The following is a 20,422-nucleotide window of genomic DNA, read 5'->3' on the forward strand; positions in this document are numbered from 1 at the left end:
GCGTCGTGCACAAGGTTTGTCAAGAGATTGTCACAAGACTGTCAAATGTTGGTCCGATGAGCCGTCACCGCAGGGATAGGGGAGAGTGGACCGCGTGAACCCCGTCGCCGAGCTGCGCTCCTTCCTGCGCGCATCCCTCGTCACGCCCGTCCCCCGCAACCAGCGCGACGCGGCACACGTGCTGCGCCGCCGCCGCGTCGTCTCGACGCTGACCCTCCTCGTCGGCGCCGGGCTGCTGTGGTGGTCCCTCCGGCTGCCGCCGGGCGACCCGCTGTTCTACCTCGGGACCGCCCTGCTCGCCGTCATCTGGGTGGTGGGCGGGTTCCTCTCCGGACCGCTCTACCTCGGGCGCGCCCACACCCGCAGCGGCACGTCATACGCCCGGCCGGTGATCCAGTCCTTCAGCCTCGGCGCCCTGCTCCTGGCCATCTACCTCGGCGGCGCCTTCCTCGTGGCGCAGGTCCCGGTGCTGCGGGGCCCCGTCGACGACCTGCTCGACCACGCGCGCTACGGCTCGCTCCCCCTCGTCCTGGTGCTCACCATGGTCAACGGCGTCGCGGAGGAGATCTTCTTCCGCGGCGCGCTCTACGCCGCCATCCCGCAGCGCTGGACCGTGGCCGCGACCACGGTCGTCTACGCGCTCACCACCGTGGTCGTCGGCGTCCCCCTCCTCGTCCTCGCCGCGGCCAGCCTGGGGCTGGTCTGCGGCCTGCAGCGCCGGGTCACCGGCGGCGTGCTCGGCCCGATCATCACGCACATCACGTGGTCGACCGGGATGCTCCTGCTCCTCCCACCGCTGCTCAACCTCCTGGAGTGACCCCATGAACGATCCTCGCACCGTCCTCGTCACGGGCGCCACCGGCTACGTCGGCGGGCTGCTCGTCCCCCGCCTCCTCCAGCAGGGGTATGCCGTGCGCGTGCTCACCCGCTCCGGTCGGGTCGACGTGCCCTGGGCGGGCGACGTGGACGTCCACCAGGGGGACGCGACCGACCACGACGACCTGAGGGCCGCACTGCGCGGGGTCGACGTCGCCTACTACCTCATCCACTCGATGGACGGCGAGGGCGACTTCGTGCGGCGCGACCGGCAGATGGCGGAGAGCTTCGGCCGCGCGGCGAAGGAGGAAGGGGTCGGGCGTATCGTCTACCTCTCCGGCCTGCACCCCGACGAGAAGCTCTCGACCCACCTGGCCTCGCGGGTCGAGGTGGGGGACATCCTCATGGCGTCCGGCGTGCCGACCGCGGTGCTGCAGGCGGCGACGGTGATCGGCCGGGGCTCGGTGAGCTTCGAGATGCTGCGCTACCTCACCACGCGGCTGCCGGTGATGATCGCCCCGCGGTGGCTGGAGAACCGGATCCAGCCCGTCGGCGTCGACGACGTCATGCACTGGCTGGTCGGCGCCGCGACGCTGCCCGCCGAGGTCAACCGGGAGTTCGACATCGGTGGCCCGGACGTGCTGACCTACCGCGAGATGATGCAGGCGTTCGCCCAGGAGACCGGCCAGCGGCGCCGGCTCATCTACACGCTCCCGGTGATGACGCCGTGGCTGGCCAGCCACTGGGTCGGCATCGTGACCCCGGTCGACGCAGGCGTCGCCAAGCCGCTCGTCGGCTCCCTCGTGCACGAGGTGGTCTGCCGGGAGAACGACCTCGAGGGGTTCGTCGGCGCGCCGGAGGGCGGTGTCACCCCCTACCGGGTGGCCGTGCGCCGGGCGATGGACGGCGTCGACCCCGACCCTCGTCACGCCACCACGATCGCCGGCGTCGGGCTGGCGACCGTCGTCGCCGTCGCCCTGACGGTCGCCGCGGTGGTCCGCCGTCACCGCATCTGAGGTAGCTGCGGCCCAGAGATAGGGACGTCTCCCGATGTCCCGGCCTACCTCAGAGGACCACTCTCGAGGTGTCGGACCCGAAGCGCGGGTCCCCACCCGAGAGGAACCACGATGCTCACCACCCAGCCCGTTCTCATGTCGTCCGAGGTCGCCTACCGCCGCGAGCAGGTGACCCGCTCCTGGGGCAGGCCGCTGCTGCCGCTGGGTCGTCGCGCCCGGGCCGCGGCCCCGGCCCGGGTGCGTCCGCCGGTGGTCTGCCCCGAGCCGCGCGCCGCCCTGCCCGTCCGATAAGCGTGGCGTCATCCGCTCCGAGCGCACCGGAGGACCTGCGGCTGTCGGTGCCGGGCGTCATGATGGGGGACGTGGCAGCGCAGGAGACCGCGGTGACGCCCCTGCTGGGGCGCGAGCGCGAGGTGGAGGAGCTGAGGGCCAGGGTCGGCCTCGGGCAGGGTCCCGGGCCGGCCTCGGTCGTGCTCGGTGGGGACGCCGGGATGGGCAAGACGCGGTTGCTGGCCGAGCTGGGGGACCAGGCCCGGCAGCAGGGGTGGAGGGTGCTGGTGGGGCACTGCGTCGACCTGGGGGACAGCGCCCTCCCGCTGCTGCCGTTTACCGAGGTCCTCGGCCGGCTGGACGCGACCGCCCGCGACCTCGTGTCGCCCATCGTGCAGGACCACCCCGCCGTCGCCCGGCTGCTGCCTGGAGGGCGCGTGCTCGCTGCCCACGCCCGCGCCGCGGGGGGCGGAGGCCCGGGGCGCTTCGCCGGTATGGAGCTGGCGCGCCCCGCGCGCGGCATGGTGGGTGGCTCGCCGCTGGGCACCCGCGACGGCGACCGTGATGAGAGCGTGGTGCGCGCGGACCTCTTCGAGGCGCTGCACGCGGTCCTGCAGACGCTGGCGGCCGACGCGCCGGTCCTGCTCGTCGTCGAGGACGTGCACTGGGCCGACCGCTCGACGCTCGACCTGCTCTCCTTCTTCTTCTCGCGGGGCTTCGAGACGCCGGTCTCGCTGGTGGTCAGCTATCGCGCGGACGACCTGCACCGGCGGCACCCGTTGCGTCCGACCCTCGCGGAGTGGGGGCGGATGGCCTCGGTCAGCCGGCTGCACCTGGGACCGCTCCAGGACGCCGACGTCCGCGCCCTGGTCCGGGCCGTGCGGCCCGACCTCGTCGACCGGATGGACGTCGAGGAGATCGTGCGGCGCGCGGAGGGCAACGCCTTCTTCGCCGAGGAGCTGGTCGTGGCCCAGGCCTGGGACGCGGGCGCCATCCCGACCGACCTCGCGGACCTGCTGCTCGTGCGCCTGGACCGCCTGCCCGAGGATGCGCGCGCCGTGGTGCGCGCCGCGGCCTGCATCGGCCGTCGCGCCTCGCACGCCCTGCTGGCCGAGGTCGTCGACCTGCCGGGAGCCCGCCTGGACGAGGCGCTGCGGGCGGCGGTCGAGGCCAACGTCCTCGTCCCCGTGCCGGAGGCCGACTACGCGTTCCGGCACGCCCTCCTCGCCGAGGCGGTCCACGACGACCTGCTGCCGGGGGAGCGGGCCCGCATCCACGCCGCCTGCACCCGGGCGCTGCTCGAGGGCCGGGTCACGGGGACGGCGGCCGAGCTGGCCCGACACGCCAGGGCCGGGCACGACCCCGCCACCGCGGTCCGGGCCTCCGTCGAGGCCGGCGAGGAGGCGATGTCGGTCGGCGGTCCGGACGAGGCGGCCGGCCACTTCCTCACGGCCCTGGAGCTCCTCGCCGCGCCCACCGTCGCCGAGGAGGCGTCGCTGGACCGCCCCACCCTGGTCCTGCAGGCGGCCGAGGCCCTGCTCACCGCAGGCCGGGCCCCCAAGGCCCTGGCGCTGCTCCAGCAGGAGCTCGAGACGGTGGAGGGTGCGTTGGCCGACGACGCGCCGGCCGCTGCGGGTGCCAGGGCCGAGCTCCTGGTCGCCCTCTCCCGGGTCTCGCTCATGGTGGACGACGCGCCGGTCCGCAGCCTGGAGCCGCTCGAGGAGGCGCTCGGGCTCATCGGGAAGGACCCCACCCCGGCACGGGCCCGTGCGCTGGCCGTGCTGGCCCTGGCCGACGCCGAGGTGGGGCTCTTCGCGGAGGCCACCGCCGCGGCGCAGGAGGCCTACGACCTGGCGGTCGAGCTCGGCCTCGAGCGGCTGCAGGCCGAGGCGGCGACGACGCTCGGCCGGCTCAAGTCGTTCCAGGGCGACTCCGACGCCGCCCTCGTGGCGCTGACCGAGGTCGTCGGCAGGCTCCGCCGGGCCGGGGACACGACCGGCCTGATCCGCGGCCTGCACCAGCTCGGCGGGATCCTCCTCGAGCAGGGCCGTCCCGGCCAGGCGCGCGTCCCCTACGCCGAGGCCTACCAGCTGGCGGTCGCCAGGGGGCGCCGGTGGGCGCCCTACGGGTTCGACTCCCGGGTGCTCGGCGCGGTCTGCGCCTACATGGTCGGGGACTGGGACGAGGTGGACCGGCTGCTCGACACCTCGACCGGAACCCCTCCTCCGGACCTGGCGACCATCCTGCGGGCCCTCGCCCTGCACACCCTGGCGGGACGCGGCGACCCGGCGGGGCGGACCGCGCTGGAGGCCATGCCCGCATCGGTCACGGGGGACGGGTGGGCGATGATCTTCACGACCGGGGCGGCCATCGACATCCTCGGCGACGGCGGTGACGTGGACGCGGCGGTGGCGGCCTACGACCGGGGGGTGGCCGCCGTACGGTCCCTGTGGCGTCTCACGACCTTCCCGGCCCAGGTCCGCTACGTCGCGCTCCTGCTCGGCCACCTCGCGGGGCGCGCGGCCGTCGTGAGCGGGCCCGGGCGGCGCGAGCTGTGCGAGGTCGGGGAGCGCTTGGTCGCCGACGCGGGCGCGGCCATCCGGGGTCAGGAGGAGCTCGGCCGCACCCCCGGACCCGAGGGTATGGCGTGGGCCGCCCGGCTCGAGGCTGAGCGGCTGCGGCTGCGGTGGTCGGCCGGGGTGGACGCACCGGGGCACGACGAGCTGGTCTCCGCCTGGCGGCGGGCCGTCGAGGCCTTCGACAGGATCGACCATCGCTTCGAGCGTGCACGGTCGGTGACGCGGCTCGCGGCGGTCCTCGCGGCCGCCGGGCCGCAGCACGCGGTCGAGGCCCGCACGCTCCTCGACGACGCTCGGGTGGAGGCCGAGGAGCTCGGTGCCCTGCCCCTGCTCGCGGAGATCGACGCTGCAGGTGGGTCCGCGGGTGCGGGCGAGAGTCGGCGACCCCGACCCGGGGCGGCCGCCGACCGGGCGCCCGCCGACGCCGAGCTGACCCCGCGGGAGCGCGAGGTGCTGGCGCTCGTCGCCACCGGCCGCAGCAACGGGGAGATCGGGCGCCAGCTGTTCATCTCGACCAAGACGGTGAGCGTGCACGTCTCCAACATCCTGGCCAAGCTCGGGGTGTCCGGGCGGACCGAGGCAGCCGCGGTGGCGCACCAGCGCGGCCTCCTCGGCTGATCCGCCGGTCGGCTCACCCCCCGTCGAACGCTCGCAGCACCTCCGCGCGGCTCACGTCCGCGACCGACGCGTGGGTCCAGCGCGGCCGCCGGTCCTTGTCGACCAGCTGGGCCCGGACACCCTCGGCGAAGTCGGGGTGCCGGGCGAACGCCGGTCCGAGCGCCAGGTCCTGCGACAGCACCTGCCCGACTGTCATCGACGCGGCCCGCCTGATCGCCTCGAGCGTCACCGCCACGGAGTGGGGGGAGCGAGCGCCGATCGACGACGCGGCCTCCCGGGCAGCCGGCTCCGCGTGCCCGGACAGCCGCGCAAGGATGACACCGGCGTCGTCGCCGACGTAGCACTCGTCGATCCACGCCCGGTTCTCCTCGAGCCACGAGCCGCCGGACGAATGGCGTGCCCCGCTCCCCACGGCAGTCGCGAGCTCGTCGCCCGAGACGGCGCAGTCCTCGCGCAGCACCCCGAGCACCTGCTCCTTGGCGTCGGCCGGCAGGAGCACGTCGGCCGCCCCGAGCACGAGGGCGTCGGCGCCGCCCAAGGCCGTCCCGGTCAGCGCGACGTGCGTGCCCAGCTGGCCCGGTGCGTGCGCCAGCAGCTGCAGGCCACCCACGTCGGGGAAGAACCCGATGATCGTCTCCGGCATCGCCAGCTGGGTGCGCTCGGTGACCACGCGGAGCGACCCGTGCGCCGAGACCCCCACACCGCCCCCCATGACGATCCCGTCCATCCAGGCGACATACGGCTTCGGGTAGTCGGCGACCAGCGCGTTCACCCCATACTCCGCCCGCCAGTAGTCCACCGCCTCCTCGTGGCGCCCCGCCAGCACCGACTCCCGCAGCGCGCGCACGTCCCCGCCCGCGCACAGCCCGCGGTCGCCGGCGCCGTCGAGCACGACAGCGCTGACCGAGTCGTCCCCCGCCCAGGTGGTCAGCTGCTGGAAGAGGGAGTCGATGCTCGCCCGGTCCAGGGCGTTGATCGTGCGCGGCCGGTTGAGGCGGGCCCGCCCGAGGGGGCCGTCCACGGCATACACGACCTCGGGGCCGTGGCCCGGTGCCGGTGCCCACGCGAGGTCCTCGTTCTTGTCCATGTTCAGGCACTGTAGCGACGCACGTAGACTCCCCCGCATGGGTAAGGCATCACGCAAGAGGCGGCAGTCCGAGGGCAGCGACCCGGCGCAGGAGCGCGCGCCCTACGTCGCGCGCCCGTTCGAGGGCCTGGTCCGCGAGACCGACTGGGTGGCGATGCGGGAGATCCTCCCTGCCGCCACCGCCCCGATCACCGTCGTGGTGCCGGAGGGCACCGAGGTCGCGGGCTCGCCCGTCCCCGCCGGCGAGCACGACGTCACGCTGGTCACCGTGCTCCCCGGGGCCGTCCCCGCACTGCACCGCGACAACGGCGAGGTCCTGGTGGCCCTGCAGTCGCGCACCTCCAGCGGCGACGTCTCGCGCGACGTCGCACAGGCGCTGCTGTCCGCGCTCGTGGCCCGGCCCGGCACCTCGGTCAACTCGGTCCGCCCGGCCACCGCCAGCACCCCGCGCCTGCAGGACCTGCTCCAGGACGGCACCGAGCTCGAGGTGACGGTCCACCCGGACTTCGGCTTCTGGCTCGCCGACGACGCGTCCGACGAGCAGCGCGCCGCGCTCGAGCAGATGAACGACACCGTCGTGCCGATGCACCGCCTCGACGGCGCGCCCTCGGCGTTCTGGGTGCTGATGGGCGGCCGCGCCTACGTCCGCTGGATCCTGGGCGAGGACGAGGACGCCGCCACCCAGGCCCTGGCCCGGTTGCAGGCGGCGGGCGAGCACACGCTCGGGGAGGGCACCGAGCTGCTCGGGGCCTTCCGCGCCAACGGCCTGCTGGTGCCGGTCATCGAGGTCGACCCGGCCGCGGAGGCCGCGTCCCACGCGGAGGCGCTGGCGGCGCTCCAGGCGAGGTATGAGGCTGCACTCACCTCCACCGAGCCGCTCACCGCGGACGAGCGCCGGGCCCGTGACGGCCTGGTGTCCCGCCAGGTCACCCTGCGCTAGCGGCTGCTGACGTGAGCGAGCGTCCTTCCGTCGGTGCCCAGGCGCCCGGAGCGGTTCTCGCGGGCGTCGTCGCCGTCGTTCCCGCGAAGGACGAGGAGGAGCGGATCGGCGCCACCATCGTTGCGCTGCAGTCGATCCCCTACGTTCTGCACGTCGTCGTCGTCGACGACGGCTCGCGCGACCAGACCGCCGCCGTCGCCGAGTGGACGGGCCACGTCGACGTGGTGCGGCACTCGCGCAACCGCGGCAAGGCGGCCGCGATGACGACCGGGTCCGCCCGGGCCGCCGAGCTCGCGCCCGGCGCGCCGGTGCTCTTCGCGGACGCCGACCTGGAGGGATCGGCCGCTGCGCTGGGGGTGCTGGTCGGGCCCGTGCTCGCCGACGAGGCCGAGATGACGATCGCCGTGCTGCCTCCGCAGGACCGCCCCGGCGGAGGCTTCGGGGTCGTCGTGCGCACGGCCCGCGCGGGGATCACCCGCCTCACTGGCTGGACCCCCGCCCAGCCGCTGTCCGGACAGCGCTGCCTCTCCCGGGCCGCCCTCGACGCCGCGATGCCGCTGGCCGACGGGTGGGGGGTGGAGGTCGGGCTCACGGTCGACGTGCTGCGCAACGGGGACCGGGTGCTGGAGGTCCCGTGCGAGCTGCGGCACCGGGTCACGGGGCGCGACCTGGCCTCCCAGGCGCACCGGGCCCGTCAGCTCGCCGACGTGACGCGGGCGCTCGCGGAGCGCTCCGGGGCGGCCGGGAGGGCGCGCGCCCGGGCCGTCGGCGCGGGCCGCCGGGCCGGTGCGGGCGTGGGACGGGCCGGACGCGCCGCCGCCGCCCTCGCAGCCCGCGCCCGCACCGGGAGCCGCTGGCACCACCTCTGACCGGTCGCTCCCGGGGACGCCCTCAGCCGCGACCGGACGCGCCGGGTGGCTGTCGACCCAGCACCGTCAGCGCGGACCCGATGAGCATCGTGAGCGTCAGCGCCACGGCGGCGATCCCGGAGTCGTTGAGCGCCCAGACCAGGACGCACCCCACGAGGGCGGCGACCGCCGTGGGCCGCAGCCCGGGCTGCTCCCACAGCGCCGCCGACCACGTGGGTCGCCGCCACACCACCACGGCCACCGCAGCGAGGGCGAGCACGGCGAGCCAGGAGACCGGGTAGCTCACGAGGATCCCCACGCTCTGCGACAGCTTCCGGCTGACGATCCCGAGCGCCTCGCCGTCCAGCGCGCTCTGGACGAAGTCGCCGAGATGCGTGCGCCGCGCCGGCCCTCGCGCCCAGTCGGCGACCATGACGCCCGCGGCGACCACGACCGCGACCGCGGCCAGCCCGGCCACGACCGGCAGCGACCACCGCACGCCCAGCGCGGCGAGCGCGACCATCCCGGTCGCCACCACGAGCGCGGGGACACCGCCGAAGTCGGCCCCCGCCTGCGGTGCCGCGTTGACCGCGGTCGTCGCCGCCCCCAGCAGCACCACCGCCGCCGCGGCCTCCCGCCCCCTCAGCCAGCTGACGACCACGCCGGCCAGGACGAGGAAACCACCCAGGACGATGCCGAAGCCCACGTTCCCCTGGCCGTAGAACCGACCGGCCGTCACCGGCTGCAGCCCCAGGACCGACACCAGACCGAGCCGCGACGAGCAGACGACGTCCGCCCCCAGGACGGCGAGCGTCACGGCCGCCACCACCGCCGGCGGGGCCAGAGGGTCGCGTCGCCAGGGTCCCGCCCACGCGATCCCCGCGACGAGCAGCGCACCGACGGCCACGACCACCGTCAGCAGCACCCCTGGTCGTGCGAAGCCCCACCACGGCACCAGGCCGGCCAGGAAGGTGGCCGCCGGCACCGCCATCCCGAACGTCGCCAGCCCCGCTACCGCACGGCCCGCCCACACCGACCCGCCCGCCGTCGACGCCGGGGCCGCCCCGCGCCCGCGCCACCAGATGCCGACCGCGACACCCAGCAGCGGCAGCACCGCGGCGGCGAGCGCCCCGAGCACCCACGGGGTCAGGCGCTTCGCGCCGCTGATCCCGCCCGCCAGGTCACGCGCCCCGGCGACCGGGTCGGTCGACGGGGAGACGGTCACCGGAGCGCCCGCCACCGGCTCCGGCGGCTCCGTCCCGGCGAGCCGCAGCACGGTCGCGGTCAGGTCGGTCAGCTGCACCAGGCCCCGCTGCCGCGTCGTGCCCGAGCTGAGCGCCGCGCCCCCGTCCCCGTTCCCGTTCCCGTCCACCGGGTGCACCACGACGACCTGCGCCTCGGCGCGCTGCGCCGTGTGCCCCATCCCCGCGAGGACCAGCGTCGCGCCGTCGGGGAGCCCGTCGGTCAGTCGCCCGAGCGCCGTGTCGAGCTCGGCGAGCCGCGGGCCTGCTTCTGGGGTGGAGAGCAGGTGGACCCGGCACGCAGGGTCGAGCGTCGCGGGCAGGGGCCACCCCCCGTCGAGGTATGCCGTCACGCGCCCCTGCGCGTCCGCGGCCCCGAGGGCCGCCAGGGGGCCGTGCGCCGCGGCGCAGGTCCCGGCACCCTCGAGGGTGCTGGACAGCGTCCCCAGCTCCGGACCGAGGGCGCGGCGGGCAGCGCTCGCCCGCCACCCGTCCCACCGGTCCTGCTCCAGGACCGCTCCGTCTCCTGACGGTGCGACCAGGTCCTCGACGAGCGACGGGGCGGGTCGGTCGTCGTCCGGCGTCCCCTCGAACGCCGCGTCGACGCACCCCTCGACGTCGGTCGCCGCCCGCTGACCGGCCCCCAACGTCAACCAGGCGTCCGCCGCGCACGTCACCTCGTGGGTGCCCCGCAGCACGAGCGCCCCCGCCGCCCCCTCCCGTGCCAGCCGGTCGATGGTCGGCGTGGTGCCGGCCGAGACGAGGTCCCAGGTCAGCCCGGGCACGCCGACCACGACGACGACGCCAGGGTCGTCACCGCCGACGGCCCCGGCCGTGCCCGGGCCGGCGCGCGGCGCGACACCCAGGGCGACGAGCAGCACGGCGAGCAACCACGAGCCGACGACCACGGCGACCAGGGACCACGCCCACCGGCGCCGGTCGCCCCGACCTGCCGCCATGCTCACCTCCGTCGTCGGCGCCCCGCGGCCGCACTCCCGGCACGGCCCGTCCTGCAGGCATCGTGCCACGCGCACGGCATACCCTCGGGGGGTGGACCCGCTGACCCTCGCCTGGACCGCCGCCGGCGTCGCCGCGGCTGCACTGCTGGTGGCCGTGCTCGCCTGGCAGCGGCTGCGGGTCGTCGACCGGCGTCTGCAGCGGCTCGTCGAGGCCGGCGCGCCCACGACCCCCGAGCGGGAGCGGCTCGAGACGCTCGAGGAGCAGCTCGCTCAGGTGCGGGGCGACCTGGCGCAGGCGCTGCGGCACGTGGCGGTGGTGCGCTACGACGCGTTCGGGGACATGGGTGGGCGCATGTCGTTCAGCGCGGCGGTCGTCGACGACACGGGGGACGGCATGGTGATCAGCTCGATCCACGCGCGGGGGGAGAGCCGCACCTACGCCAAGGGGATCGTCGGTGGCGACTCGGAGGTCGTGCTCACCCCGGAGGAGCGGCAGGCGCTGGACGCGGCGCGGACCGGGACCGACGAGTAGGGGCAGTGACTCAGCTCAGGGCGTCGATCTCCTCACGGACCTTGGTGCCGGGCCCGGCGGGGAGGCGCACGATCAGCGACGCCGGCTGCACGAGGATGCGCATGGCGATCGCGGTGCCGAGGGTGTCCCCGTCGATCTCGATCTCGACCGGCTTGTTCGACACGACGCGGACCTCGCTGCCCTCGAAGTGGGTGACCCGGTCGTGCCCGACCCGACGGCGGGTCGCCAGCTGGGCGAAGGTCGCGCCCCAGCCGACGACGCCCTCGGGGGAGAGGATGACGGCGTCGACGGTGCCGTCGTCGGCCACGGCGTGGGGGAGCAGGTCCATGCCGCCCATCAGCTTGCCGACGTTGCCGACCATCACGCTGCGCACGCGGCGGCTGAAGGGCGGCTCGTCGTCCACCTTGACGCCCACGGTGAACTGCGGACCTTTGAGGTGCCGGAACCCGGCCACCAGGTAGGCGAGCCACCCCACCCGGGCCTTGAGGCCCTCCGGCGCCCCGGCCATCACCTCGGCGTCGAACCCGAGGCCGGCCATCACGAGGAAGGTGTGCTCCTCGCGCACCGCCTCGTCGTCGCGGTCGTCCACGGCGTCGCCGAAGTCGACGTTCTCCGCCGGGTCGTCCTCGTCGGTCAGCCGATCCGCCAGCTGCGCCGACGTGGGGCGGATGAGGTCGAGGTGGCAGGTGTCGATCCGGTGGTCCTGGCCGGTGAGGGCGATGGTCAGGCACTCCTCCAGGGAGTCGATCGGCAGCTGGAGGTTGCGCGCCAGCAGGTTGCCGGTGCCGCCGGGCAGCAGCCCCAGCGGTGTGTCCGTGCCCGCGAGCACGGCGCCGACCGTGCGGACGGTGCCGTCCCCGCCGAGGGGGCAGACGAGGTCGACGCCCGCCTCCAGCGCCTCCCGGGTCTGCCCGGCGCCGGTGTCCTCGGCGGTGGTCTCCAGCCACAGGGGGTCCGCCCAGCCGTGCCGACGGCATACCTCCGAGACGTGGCGGTGCACCGCGTCCAGGTCCTCGAACTTCGTCGGGTTGACGACGACGGCCGCGCGGCGTGTCGGTCCCGACTGCTCCTCGGCGCTCACTCCGGCCCGTCCGCGTCCAGGGACGGCGTGCTCCCACGCACGCGGCGCCGTGCGGGTTGCGGGTCCACGGCCCGCACCTCGGTGATGGTCAACCAGGCGGCGAGCGCGGTCAGCGCCAGCACCATGGCCAGGGCGATGGCCAGCAGCAGCCAGCTCGGTTCGCTTGTCATGGAGCCACGGTATCCGCCCGAGGACCCCCGTCCTACCGCACCGGTCCGGTCGGGGCCCCGCAGTAGGCTGGCGCCCATGATCGACATCCGCGAGCTCCGTGACGACCCTGCACGCGCACGGGCCTCCCAGGAGGCCCGTGGCGAGGACCCGGGGGCGGTCGACGAGGCGCTGTCCGCCGACGAGCGGCACCGCACGGCGCTGGCGGGCTTCGAGAGCGCCCGGGCCGAGCAGAAGGCCTTCGGCAAGAGGGTCGCCCGGGCCACGGGCGAGGAGAAGGCCGCGCTCGTGGCCCAGGTCCAGGACCTCGCGGCCCGCGTCAAGCAGCTGGGTGCCGAGGCCGAGGAGGCCGCGACCGAGCGCGAGGCGGCGATGCGCCGCATCGGCAACCTCGTCATGGCCGGCGTGCCGGTCGGGGGCGAGGACGACTACGTCGTGCTCGAGGAGGTGGGCACCCCCCGCGACTTCAAGGCCGAGGGCTTCGAGCCCCGCGACCACCTCGAGCTGGGCGAGCTGCACGGCGCCATCGACACCGCGCGCGGGGCCAAGGTCTCGGGCGCGCGCTTCTACTTCCTGCTCGGCATCGGCGCCGAGCTCGAGTACGCGCTCATGGGCCTGGCCCAGAAGATCAGCCGCGAGGAGGGCTTCCTCCCGGTCGTGCCCCCGACCCTCGTGCGGCCCGACACGATGGCCGGCGCGGGCTACCTCGACGCGCACGCCGACGAGGTCTACCACCTCGAGGAGGACGACCTCTACCTCACGGGCACCTCCGAGGTCGCGCTCGCCGGGCTGCACGCCGACGAGATCCTCGACCTGACGGGAGGTCCCCTGCGGTATGCCGCGACCTCCACCTGCTACCGGCGCGAGGCCGGGTCCTACGGCAAGGACACCCGGGGCATCTTCCGGGTGCACCAGTTCACCAAGACCGAGATGTTCGTCTACTGCCGGATCGAGCAGGCCGCCGAGGAGCACGCCAACCTGCTGCGGGTCGAGCGCCGCATCCTCGAGGCCCTCGAGCTGCCCTTCCGCGTCATCGACGTCGCCTCCGGCGACCTCGGGGGGCCGGCCGCGCGCAAGTTCGACTGCGAGGCGTGGATCCCCACCCAGGGCCGCTACCGCGAGCTCACCTCCACGTCCAACTGCACGACCTACCAGGCGCGCCGGCTCAACACCCGCGAGCGGGACCCGCGCGGGGGCGGCACCCGCGCGGTGGCCACCCTCAACGGCACCGCGCTGACCAGCACCCGACCCATCATCGCGCTGCTGGAGAACCACCAGCTGCCGGACGGGTCGATCAGGGTGCCGTCCGCGCTCCAGCCGTTCCTGGGCGGCCGGCACGTGCTGCACGCCCCGCACGACTGAGGCCGACCGACCGCCGAGGCAGCCCGTCAGGGCCCGACGTCGGCGAACTCCGTCCTCCGACGGATTCCCGCACCGCCGACGCCCGCCTAGTCTGGCGGGCATGAGCGCGATCGACAGGTGGTTCGGGTCCGACGAGCCGTGGGAGCGGCCGCGGCCGAGCGCCCGGGAGCGGGGCCACGACGTCCGGCTCGCGGTGCTGGCGGCCCTGACCGTCGCCCTCGGGGCCGAGACGATGCGCAGCCTCGGGGCGTTCGCCGAGGAGCCGCACGGGATCGCCTGGCAGTACGTCGGCATGCTCACCCTGGCTGCGCTCGTGCCCTTCCGGCGCAGCCACCCCGTGGTCGTCACCGTGCTGACCGGCGTGCACCTGCTGGTCCTCGGCCTGGCGCTGCCGATGACGATGAGCACGCTGCCGATGCAGATGCTCTACTTCTTCCTCATCTTCTCCGGCGTCGCCTGGGCACGGGACCGGCGGGCCGGTCTCGCGGCCGTCGGGCTGGTGCTGGCCCTGATGATCGGGTGGGTCGCGTGGAGCTACGCGTTCGGCAGCGGGCTGCACCAGGCGATGACGATGATCGCCGAGGAGGTGCCCGAGCAGGTCGGGCTGTTCAGCGTGCCCGTCGCCTTCGGTGCGTTCATGCTGCTCACCAACGTCCTCTTCTTCGGCGGCGCGATCCTGCTCGGCCAGGTCGCGTGGAACGGGGCCCGGCGCACCGCCCAGGTCGTCGAGCAGGCCAGCACGATCCAGAGCCAGTCGACCCGGCTGCGGGACCAGGCGGTGGTGGCCGAGCGGCTGCGCATCGCCCGCGAGCTGCACGACGTCGTCGCCCACCACGTCTCGGTCATGGGCGTCCAGGCCAGCGCCGCCCGGAGGGTGATGGACCGCGACCCCGACGCCGCCCGCGACTCCCTCGCCGCGGTCGAGCGTTCCTCCCGCGACGCGGTCGGCCAGATGCGCGCCCTGCTCGGCACCCTGCGCAGCGACGACGTGGAGGGTGACGTCGACGGGCCGCGGTCCGCCACGGACCGCAGCCCCCAGCCGACGCTGGCCGACCTGCCGGCCCTCGCCGAGCAGTCCAGCACCCCGGTCTGCTCGGTCGACGTGGCCGTCGTGGAGTCCCACGCCGGCGCGGCCGACCGGGTGCCGCCGCCGGTGCAGCTCTCCGCCTACCGCGTCGTCCAGGAGGCCCTGGCCAACGTGCACCAGCACTCCACCGCCCGGCACGCGCGCGCCGTCGTGCGGGTCGACGAGGACGACGACCGGCTCGAGGTGGAGGTCGTCGACGACGGCACGCCCCGGGCCGGCACCTCCGGCACCGGGCTGGGGCTGCTGGGGATGGGCGAGCGCGCCCACCACCTCGGCGGCGGCGTGGAGGTCGGTCCCCGGCACGGCACGCGGGGCTGGCGGGTGCGCGTGTGGTTCCCGCTCGAGGGCCGGGCCAGATCGTCCGACCCGGTGACCGCACGGCCGGGGTCGCCGGTGGCCGCAGCGACGGACGAGCCCCAGGCCGTGCGCACGTGAGCCCGGCCCCCGGCCGCCCGGTGCGCGTCCTGCTCGTGGACGACCAGCCGCTGCTGCTGCAGGGCTTCGCGATGATCCTCTCGGTCGAGGACGACCTGCACGTCGTGGGGCAGGTCACCGACGGCCAGCGGGCCGTGGACGCCGTGCCCGAGCTGCGCCCGGACGTCGTGCTCATGGACGTGCAGATGCCGGTCCTCGACGGGATCGAGGCGACCCGCCGGATCGTCGCCGCCCACGACGACGTGCGGGTCATCATGCTCACCACCTTCGACCGCGACGACTACCTCTTCGACGCGCTCGACGCCGGGGCCAGCGGGTTCCTGCTCAAGAACGCCGACCCGCAGGAGCTCGTCGACGCCGTCCGCAGCGTGGCCGAGGGCCATGCGCTGCTGGCGCCCGAGGTGACCATGCGCGTCATCAGCCGGATGCGGCGGGGCCCGGTGACGGGCGCGCCCGGGGCGCACGGCGACGGCATACCCCTGCCCCGGCTGACGGCGCGCGAGCGCGAGGTCCTGGTGCTCGTGGCGCACGGGCTGTCCAACGCCGAGATCGCCCGCGACGTGTTCGTCAGCGAGGCGACAGTCAAGACCCACGTCTCCAACGTGCTCGCCAAGCTGGGCGTCCGCGACCGGGTGCAGGCCGTGATCGCCGCCTACGACGCGGGCCTGGTCGCGCCCGGGACCTGAGCCCACCCTCCTCCTCACGGCGGAGCGGTGATCTCACCCCGGCGGCCGATGCCCCCGTCGGTGCGCGGGCCTAGCGTGGAAGCACACGGACACCGGACGAGGGAGGACCAGATGCTCCAGCTGCAGCACCTGACCCGCAGGTATGGGGACACGCTCGCCGTCGACGACGTCACCTTCGAGGTGCCCCCGGGCCGGATGGTCGGCTTCGTGGGCGGCAACGGCGCCGGCAAGACGACCACGATGCGGATGATCATGGGGGTGCTCGCGCCGACCGAGGGCGAGGTGCGGTGGGACGGGGAGCCGACCACGCGCGAGGTGCGCAGCCGGTTCGGCTACATGCCCGAGGAGCGCGGGCTCTACCCCAAGCAGCCGGTGCTGGGGCAGCTCGTCTACCTCGGCCAGCTCCACGGGATGAGCGCGCAGGCGGCGAGGACCCGGGCGACCGAGCTGCTCGAGCGCTTCGGGCTGGGGGAGCGGACGACCGACAAGGTCGAGACCCTCTCGCTCGGCAACCAGCAGCGGGCGCAGATCATCGCCGCCGTGCTCGGGCACCCGGTCGCGCTCATCCTCGACGAGCCGTTCTCCGGGCTCGACCCGGCAGCGGTCGACCAGATGAGCGAGCTGCTGCGGGAGCACACGGCGCAGGGGGTGCCGGTGCTGTTCAGCTCCCACCAGCTCGAGCTCGTCGACCGGCTGTGCGACGGGATCGTCGTCCTGCACGAGGGGCGGCTGGTCGCCAACGGCACCTCCGAGGACCTGCGGGCCGGGGCCCCGCTGCGCTACCGGCTGACCGCCACCGGCGACGTCGGCTGGGTGCGCGGCGTGCCCGGCGTGCGGGTCGTCGACCTCGACGGGCCCAGCGTGCTCCTCGAGCCCGACGACGAGGCGGTCGCCGAGCGCCTGCTCGTCGACGCGGTGGCCCGCGGCGGTGTCCGGGAGTTCAGCCGGATCCGCCCGACCCTGTCCGAGATCTACCGGGAGGTGGCGGCATGAGCACGCTCAGCACGGAGAGAACCGTCGGTGCGGGGACGAGCGGGGGTGGCGTGAGCACGCCGAGCCCGGGGAGAAGCACCGGGGCCACGTGGGCGATCGTGGCCGCCCGCGAGATCCAGGTACGGCTGCGCGACCGCAACTTCTTGATGTCGACCGGATTCACGCTGGTCTTCCTGCTCTTGGCGATCCTGCTGCAGGGCTTCCTCGGCGGCGGGGGGATGTCCTACAAGCTCGGTGTCGAGGGCGCGGAGGGGACCCGCGTCGTGGCGATGGCCGACCAGGCCGTCAAGGCGGGTGACCCCGGCGCCGAGCTCACCGCGGTCGAGCTGGGCGACGCCGCGGCGGTCGAGGACGCTGCCCGGACCGGGGAGGTCGACTACGGCCTGATCCAGACCGACGACGGCTGGGAGGTCGTCGACGAGGGCCCGACCTTCAGCGACCTGCAGCTGGTGCTGGGCGACGTCGTGCGTCAGGACGCGCTGGCCCGCAACGCCGAGGCGGCCGGGACCGACCTGCCCTCGCTGATGTCCGGCAGCGTCCTGACCACCCGTGACCTGACGGCGACCGAGGACAGCTCGGACGGCTTCATGGCCTTCATCCTGGGGTTCGTCTTCGCGCTGCTGTTCTACATGGCCTCGCTGCTCTTCGGGATGCAGATCGCCCAGAGCGTCGTCGAGGAGAAGCAGTCGCGCCTCGTCGAGATCCTCGCGGCAGCGATCCCGGTGCGCTCGCTCCTGATCGGCAAGGTGCTGGGCAACACGGTCCTGGCGCTCGGGCAGCTGGTCCTCATCGTCTCGGCGGGGCTGGTCGGGCTGACGTTCACGGACTACGACGTCGCGCTGCCCGGCCTGGCCGCGGGCATCGCCTGGTACATCCCGTTCTTCGTCCTCGGCTTCCTCGCGCTGTCGTGCATCTGGGCGGCCGCCGGGTCCCTCGCCTCCCGCAACGAGGACCTGCAGTCGACGACGATGCCGCTGACGATGCTGCTGGTCGTCGTCTTCATCGTGGGCATCAGCCTGCAGGGCGTCTGGCGCGAGATCGCCTCGTTCGTGCCGATCATGTCCACGATCCTGATGCCCATGCGGGTGCTGGAGGGCGAGACGCTCTGGTGGGAGCCCGCCCTGGCGCTGGTGCTGGTCCTGGCCTTCTGCTTCCTGACCATCGCCCTGGGCGCGCGCCTCTACCAGCGCTCCCTGCTGCACACGTCCGGGAGCCTGAGCTGGCGGCGCGCCCTGACGCTCAAGGGGTGAGTGTCGCCCGGGGGTGAGTGTCGCTAGGGTGCCGGTGTGAGCACCATCGAGAACGTGACCGATGCGCACCGGCACCCCGTGCGCGACACCGCGCTGCTCGTGGCGCTCGACGTGGACGGCACGGTGCTGCACCACGACGGGCACCTCTCGGAGCGCGTGGTCGCGGCGGTCCGGGCCCTGGACGACCTGCCGCACGTGAGCGTGGTCGTCGCGACGGGCCGCTCGGTGGTCGCGGCGTTGCCGGTCATGGAGCAGCTGGGGCTGCTCACCCCGGACCGGCCGGCGGTCTGCTCCAACGGCGCGGTCACGATCTCGGTCGACCCGGCCGCCGAGGGCGGCTACCGGTTGGACGACGTCGTCACCTTCGACCCTGCGCCGGCGGTCTCGCTGGTGCACCGCGAGCTGCCGAACGCGCTCGTCGCCGTGGAGGAGATCGGCGTCGGCTTCAAGGTGAGCACGCCGTTCCCGGCCGGTGAGCTGTGGGGCGAGGAGATCGTGGTCTCGATGGAGGAGCTGCTCGCCGACCCCGTCACCCGCGTCACCTTCCGCGACCCGAGCTCGACGTCGGAGGAGTTCAGCGAGCTGGTCGAGCGGATGGGTCTGCACGGCGTGAGCTACGCCGTGGGCTACAGCGCCTGGCTCGACCTCGCGCCGGAGGGCGTCTCCAAGGCCTCCGCGCTCGAGCAGGTCCGGCGGCGCCTGGGCGTCGAGCCGCACCGCACCGTCGCCGTCGGCGACCAGCGCAACGACGTGGAGATGCTGGTCTGGGCGGCGCGCAGCTATGCGATGGGTCAGGCGCCGACGGAGGTCATCGCGGCCGCCGACATCGTCACCGGCGCCGTCGAGGAGGACGGTCTCGTCGACGCGCTCGAGCAGGTCCTCGACGAGCTCGCCTGACCGGGTGCGCGACCCGCTGCTGATCACCTCCCCGGCCAACCCGCGCCTCAGGGCGGTCGCCGGGCTGCGTCGCCGTCGCGCCCGGGAGCAGGAGGGGCTCACCCTCGTCGAGGGGTATGAGGAGCTGCAGCTCGCCCTGGACGCGGGGGTGGTCCCGCGCTCGCTCTTCTTCTGCCCCGAGCTGATGGGCCAGGAGGCGCTGACGGTCGGGGTGGTCGAACGGGTGGGCGAGCTGGGCGCCGACCTCGTGCAGCTGTCGCGCGCGGCCTTCGAGAAGACGGCCTACCGGGAAGGTCCGGACGGCGTCCTGGCGGTCGTGGACGCCGTCGACCGGCGCTGCGCCGACCTCGACCTGCCCGACGACGCGCTCGTCCTCGTCTGCGAGGGCGTGGAGAAGCCGGGCAACCTCGGGGCCATCCTCCGCACGGCCGACGCCGCCGGCCTTGACGCCGTCGTCGCGGCCGACCCCGTCACCGACTGGGGCAACCCCAACACCGTGCGCGCGTCCAAGGGCACGGTCTTCTCCGTCCCCGTGGCCAGCGACAGCACGGGCACGGTCCTGGCCTGGCTGCGCGCGCACGGCATACCTCTCGTGGCGGCGACCCCGGACACGGAGAGGGCGCACACGGAGGTGGACTACCGGGGCCCGGTGGCCGTCGCGGTGGGGGCCGAGAAGACCGGGCTGACCGACGCGGCGCTGGCTGCCGCCGACCACCGGGTGCGCATCCCGATGGTCGGTCGGGTCAACTCCCTCAACGTCGCGACGTCGGCGGCGATCATCGTCTACGAGGCCGTGCGGCAGCGCGGGCAGGGCCCTGTCGGGGGCTGATCCCGCGTGTGTCACGATGACGCCATGCGTATCGACCACGTGAGTTATGCCGCGGGCCCGGAGGGCCTGCAGGCCACGGCGCAGCGCTTGGGGGAGCAGCTGGCGGTCAGCCCGTTCGACGGAGGGATCCATCCCCGCTTCGGGACCCGCAACATCATCCTGCCGCTGGCGGAGAACCGCTACGTCGAGGTCGTCGGGTGCCTCGACCACCCATCCTCGGACAAGGCCCCGTTCGGTCAGGCCGTCCGGTCCCGCTCGCAGACCGGGGGCGGCTGGATGGCCTGGGTCGTGACCGTGGACGACCTGGCGCCCGTGGAGGAGCGGCTCGGCCGGGCCGCCGTGGACGGCCACCGTCAGACCCCGGAGGGCATCGACCTGAAGTGGCGCCAGCTCGGCGTCAAGAACGTCATCGACCACGGCAACCTGCCGTTCTTCATCAGGTGGGACTCGGCGCCGGAGCACCACCCCTCCCGCCTGGACGACAGCGGCACGCGTCTGCGCGGGCTGACGATCGGCGGCGAGCCGCCCGTCGTGCGCGCCTGGCTGGGCCTGCTCGATGCCCCCGAGGGAGCGTTCGAGTCGGAGGTGGAGTTCGGGTTCGCCGAGGACGACGAGCCCCGGCTCCACGAGGTGACCTTCCAGACCCCGGACGGCACCGTCACGATCTGAGCGGCGGGGGGGGGGGGGGGGGGTGGATATGCTCATTCCTCGCGTACACCTTAGGTGCG

The 20,422-nt window shown here is 74.5% G+C and carries 19 protein-coding genes; 15 read left to right on the forward strand and 4 right to left on the reverse strand.

Annotated features, from left to right (window positions below):
* Nucleotides 1–94: 94 nt before the first annotated feature.
* The 4 genes from ACI3ET_RS05190 to ACI3ET_RS05205 all read left to right on the forward strand — a co-directional run bounded on the left by ACI3ET_RS05190 (nucleotide 95) and on the right by ACI3ET_RS05205 (nucleotide 5,299).
* Nucleotides 95–817, forward strand: a complete 723-nt coding sequence (locus ACI3ET_RS05190) for a CPBP family intramembrane glutamic endopeptidase (RefSeq protein ID WP_405031903.1) — start codon at nucleotides 95–97, stop codon at nucleotides 815–817.
* A 4-nt stretch (nucleotides 818–821) separates the two neighbouring features.
* Nucleotides 822–1,832 carry an NmrA family NAD(P)-binding protein gene (locus ACI3ET_RS05195; protein WP_405031904.1) on the forward strand — a complete coding sequence of 337 codons (1,011 nt, stop codon included), beginning with the start codon at nucleotides 822–824 and terminating at the stop codon, nucleotides 1,830–1,832.
* 111 nt (nucleotides 1,833–1,943) lie between these two features.
* Entirely contained in the window at nucleotides 1,944–2,123 is a 180-nt protein-coding gene (locus tag ACI3ET_RS05200; RefSeq protein WP_405031905.1) for a hypothetical protein, read from the forward strand.
* 2 nt (nucleotides 2,124–2,125) lie between these two features.
* Complete coding sequence (locus tag ACI3ET_RS05205; protein ID WP_405031906.1) at nucleotides 2,126–5,299, forward strand: helix-turn-helix transcriptional regulator; 3,174 nt, start codon at nucleotides 2,126–2,128, stop codon at nucleotides 5,297–5,299.
* A 13-nt stretch (nucleotides 5,300–5,312) separates the two neighbouring features.
* Here the strand turns inward: ACI3ET_RS05205 and ACI3ET_RS05210 are convergent, their stop codons facing one another.
* Nucleotides 5,313–6,386: a 3-hydroxyisobutyryl-CoA hydrolase gene (locus tag ACI3ET_RS05210; protein WP_405031907.1), complete on the reverse strand. Its 1,074-nt coding sequence runs from the start codon at nucleotides 6,384–6,386 to the stop codon at nucleotides 5,313–5,315.
* A 37-nt stretch (nucleotides 6,387–6,423) separates the two neighbouring features.
* Here ACI3ET_RS05210 and ACI3ET_RS05215 point away from each other — a divergent pair, with 37 nt between their 5' ends.
* Nucleotides 6,424–7,326 (forward strand): DUF5926 family protein, encoded by a 903-nt coding sequence (locus ACI3ET_RS05215; protein ID WP_405031908.1) that lies wholly within the window; start codon nucleotides 6,424–6,426, stop codon nucleotides 7,324–7,326.
* Between the two features lie 11 nt (nucleotides 7,327–7,337).
* The gene (locus ACI3ET_RS05220; protein WP_405031909.1) at nucleotides 7,338–8,195 is read left to right on the forward strand and encodes a glycosyltransferase family 2 protein; all 858 of its coding nucleotides are present in this window, start codon (nucleotides 7,338–7,340) and stop codon (nucleotides 8,193–8,195) included.
* A 22-nt stretch (nucleotides 8,196–8,217) separates the two neighbouring features.
* Here the strand turns inward: ACI3ET_RS05220 and ACI3ET_RS05225 are convergent, their stop codons facing one another.
* On the reverse strand, nucleotides 8,218–10,374 hold the full coding sequence (locus tag ACI3ET_RS05225; RefSeq protein WP_405031910.1) for a hypothetical protein: 2,157 nt from the start codon (nucleotides 10,372–10,374) through the stop codon (nucleotides 8,218–8,220).
* A gap of 91 nt (nucleotides 10,375–10,465) precedes the next feature.
* On the opposite strand from ACI3ET_RS05225, the gene ACI3ET_RS05230 reads away from it, so the two are divergent.
* A complete protein-coding gene (locus ACI3ET_RS05230; protein ID WP_405031911.1) occupies nucleotides 10,466–10,906 on the forward strand; it encodes a DUF4446 family protein in 441 nt (146 codons plus the stop codon).
* Nucleotides 10,907–10,916: 10 nt separating this feature from the next.
* On the opposite strand, the gene ACI3ET_RS05235 is transcribed toward ACI3ET_RS05230, so the two are convergent.
* Complete coding sequence (locus ACI3ET_RS05235; protein ID WP_405031912.1) at nucleotides 10,917–11,987, reverse strand: diacylglycerol/lipid kinase family protein; 1,071 nt, start codon at nucleotides 11,985–11,987, stop codon at nucleotides 10,917–10,919.
* Nucleotides 11,984–12,157: a hypothetical protein gene (locus ACI3ET_RS05240; protein ID WP_405031913.1), complete on the reverse strand. Its 174-nt coding sequence runs from the start codon at nucleotides 12,155–12,157 to the stop codon at nucleotides 11,984–11,986. The genes ACI3ET_RS05235 and ACI3ET_RS05240 overlap by 4 nt, the downstream gene beginning before the upstream one ends.
* A gap of 76 nt (nucleotides 12,158–12,233) precedes the next feature.
* On the opposite strand from ACI3ET_RS05240, the gene serS reads away from it, so the two are divergent.
* The 8 genes from serS (at nucleotide 12,234) to ACI3ET_RS05280 (ending at nucleotide 20,363) form a co-directional block, all read left to right on the forward strand.
* On the forward strand, nucleotides 12,234–13,517 hold the full coding sequence (gene serS, locus ACI3ET_RS05245; RefSeq protein WP_405031914.1) for a serine--tRNA ligase: 1,284 nt from the start codon (nucleotides 12,234–12,236) through the stop codon (nucleotides 13,515–13,517).
* 100 nt (nucleotides 13,518–13,617) lie between these two features.
* A complete protein-coding gene (locus tag ACI3ET_RS05250; protein WP_405031915.1) occupies nucleotides 13,618–15,039 on the forward strand; it encodes a sensor histidine kinase in 1,422 nt (473 codons plus the stop codon).
* Complete coding sequence (locus tag ACI3ET_RS05255) at nucleotides 15,036–15,725, forward strand: response regulator (protein ID WP_405031916.1); 690 nt, start codon at nucleotides 15,036–15,038, stop codon at nucleotides 15,723–15,725. Before ACI3ET_RS05250 ends, ACI3ET_RS05255 begins: the two co-directional genes overlap by 4 nt.
* A 111-nt stretch (nucleotides 15,726–15,836) precedes the next feature.
* Nucleotides 15,837–16,718, forward strand: coding sequence for an ABC transporter ATP-binding protein (locus tag ACI3ET_RS05260; protein ID WP_405031917.1), 882 nt, complete (start codon nucleotides 15,837–15,839; stop codon nucleotides 16,716–16,718).
* The gene (locus ACI3ET_RS05265; RefSeq protein ID WP_405031918.1) at nucleotides 16,715–17,968 is read left to right on the forward strand and encodes an ABC transporter permease; all 1,254 of its coding nucleotides are present in this window, start codon (nucleotides 16,715–16,717) and stop codon (nucleotides 17,966–17,968) included. Before ACI3ET_RS05260 ends, ACI3ET_RS05265 begins: the two co-directional genes overlap by 4 nt.
* Before the next feature lie 36 nt (nucleotides 17,969–18,004).
* Entirely contained in the window at nucleotides 18,005–18,865 is an 861-nt protein-coding gene (locus ACI3ET_RS05270) for an HAD family hydrolase (RefSeq protein WP_405031919.1), read from the forward strand.
* A 4-nt stretch (nucleotides 18,866–18,869) separates the two neighbouring features.
* Complete coding sequence (locus ACI3ET_RS05275; protein WP_405031920.1) at nucleotides 18,870–19,694, forward strand: TrmH family RNA methyltransferase; 825 nt, start codon at nucleotides 18,870–18,872, stop codon at nucleotides 19,692–19,694.
* 24 nt (nucleotides 19,695–19,718) lie between these two features.
* Nucleotides 19,719–20,363, forward strand: a complete 645-nt coding sequence (locus tag ACI3ET_RS05280; RefSeq protein WP_405031921.1) for a VOC family protein — start codon at nucleotides 19,719–19,721, stop codon at nucleotides 20,361–20,363.
* Nucleotides 20,364–20,422: the final 59 nt, after the last annotated feature.

This window comes from Ornithinimicrobium jinqii (assembly GCF_045032595.1).
In the GTDB taxonomy this organism is placed as follows: Bacteria; Actinomycetota; Actinomycetes; order Actinomycetales; family Dermatophilaceae; genus Ornithinicoccus.

What these genes read in the sequence shown, in the direction of transcription:
- ACI3ET_RS05210 (WP_405031907.1), bottom strand. Translation starts at nt 6,386, where the DNA reads ATGGACAAGAACGAGGACCTCGCGTGGGCACCGGCACCGGGCCACGGC.
- ACI3ET_RS05280 (WP_405031921.1), top strand. Translation starts at nt 19,719, where the DNA reads ATGCGTATCGACCACGTGAGTTATGCCGCGGGCCCGGAGGGCCTGCAG.
- ACI3ET_RS05265 (WP_405031918.1), top strand. Translation starts at nt 16,715, where the DNA reads ATGAGCACGCTCAGCACGGAGAGAACCGTCGGTGCGGGGACGAGCGGG.
- ACI3ET_RS05225 (WP_405031910.1), bottom strand. Translation starts at nt 10,374, where the DNA reads ATGGCGGCAGGTCGGGGCGACCGGCGCCGGTGGGCGTGGTCCCTGGTC.
- ACI3ET_RS05195 (WP_405031904.1), top strand. Translation starts at nt 822, where the DNA reads ATGAACGATCCTCGCACCGTCCTCGTCACGGGCGCCACCGGCTACGTC.
- ACI3ET_RS05200 (WP_405031905.1), top strand. Translation starts at nt 1,944, where the DNA reads ATGCTCACCACCCAGCCCGTTCTCATGTCGTCCGAGGTCGCCTACCGC.
- ACI3ET_RS05240 (WP_405031913.1), bottom strand. Translation starts at nt 12,157, where the DNA reads ATGACAAGCGAACCGAGCTGGCTGCTGCTGGCCATCGCCCTGGCCATG.
- serS (WP_405031914.1), top strand. Translation starts at nt 12,234, where the DNA reads ATGATCGACATCCGCGAGCTCCGTGACGACCCTGCACGCGCACGGGCC.
- ACI3ET_RS05215 (WP_405031908.1), top strand. Translation starts at nt 6,424, where the DNA reads ATGGGTAAGGCATCACGCAAGAGGCGGCAGTCCGAGGGCAGCGACCCG.
- ACI3ET_RS05250 (WP_405031915.1), top strand. Translation starts at nt 13,618, where the DNA reads ATGAGCGCGATCGACAGGTGGTTCGGGTCCGACGAGCCGTGGGAGCGG.
- ACI3ET_RS05260 (WP_405031917.1), top strand. Translation starts at nt 15,837, where the DNA reads ATGCTCCAGCTGCAGCACCTGACCCGCAGGTATGGGGACACGCTCGCC.